The 1,220-nt window shown below is 41.7% G+C and carries 1 protein-coding gene; it reads left to right on the plus strand.

Features of this window, described 5'->3' with window-relative positions; translation table 11 throughout:
• The coding region (gene argA / locus KIV40_RS30130; RefSeq protein WP_285352944.1) for an amino-acid N-acetyltransferase at positions 1–500 on the plus strand (500 nt) is incomplete at its 5' end.
• Positions 501–1,220: the final 720 nt, after the last annotated feature.

Consider the following 1,220-nt stretch of genomic DNA (forward strand, 5'->3'; position numbering starts at 1 on the left):
TCCAAGAGCTGTTCTCGTTTGATGGTATCGGCACTCAAGTGGTTATGGCGAGTGCTGAGCAAGTAAGACAAGCTCAGATCGATGATATCGGCGGTATCTTCGACCTGATTCGCCCTCTTGAAGAGCAAGGTATTTTAGTTCGTCGCTCTCGTGAACAACTCGAACAAGAGATTCACCGCTTTACCATCATCGAGAAAGATGGGCTGATCATCGGTTGTGCTGCACTTTACAGTTACCCTGAAGATCATATGGCAGAAATGGCGTGCGTTGCTATTCACCCAGATTACCGAGATGGCAACCGAGGACAACTGCTGCTCAACTACATGAGACATCAATCTAAATCCCAAGATATTGACCAGATTTTCGTGCTGACGACCCATAGTCTCCACTGGTTCAGAGAACAAGGCTTTTATGAAATTGGTGTCGATGAGCTACCAATGGAGCAACAGGGGCTCTACAACTACCAGCGCAAATCAAAAATACTGGCGTTGAATGTATAAACAGGATGTTTTGTTCAGAGTGTAGGCACCAAAAATTTAAATTTAGTGCCTTTTCTCACTTTCGATAGAAATTGATTGCAAATGTAATCGATTACTATATGAGATTTATAAACTATGCACTTTTATTCACACTGATAATTGTATAGAATTTGGCCGATTTACATTCTCAGTAAACATTGATTGGAATCGTCTATGCCTCGGCATAGGGACTTGCACGGATTGCTATAACTTTAACATCGCAGGCTTAAACTTTGGCTATGCCCGTTAATAACAAAAAGCAAAAAGAGCATATTGATATGAGAACCGTTATTTGTAATTCGCTACAAAGATTTCTTGAAGGGTTAGATGTCCACTGTGTTTTTCCAGTGACTGACAACTTGAAGGAGTTTATCTTGAACTGCCAAGCAAAATACAAGATAAACCATATCTCTTTTACGAGAGCCTTTCTGAGTAAAGACTAAGCCGCTATTGATTAAATGATATAGCTCAAGAGACATTACTCAAGAGAAGCAACCAGGGATGGCTGCTTCCCCTAATACTCTCTACTCTAATTTACTCTCACTCATTCTTGCCTAAGCGTACCGCTAAACCGCTCACTCGTTGTGTTTTCACCTTGATACTGCGTTTGAACACAGAGCTGTCTGTAAACATCATCAGGCGAGATTTCGCACGTGTAACTCCGGTATAAATCAGCTCTCGCGTCAGTATCGGACTGAACTC

The organism is Vibrio sp. D173a (assembly GCF_030248475.1).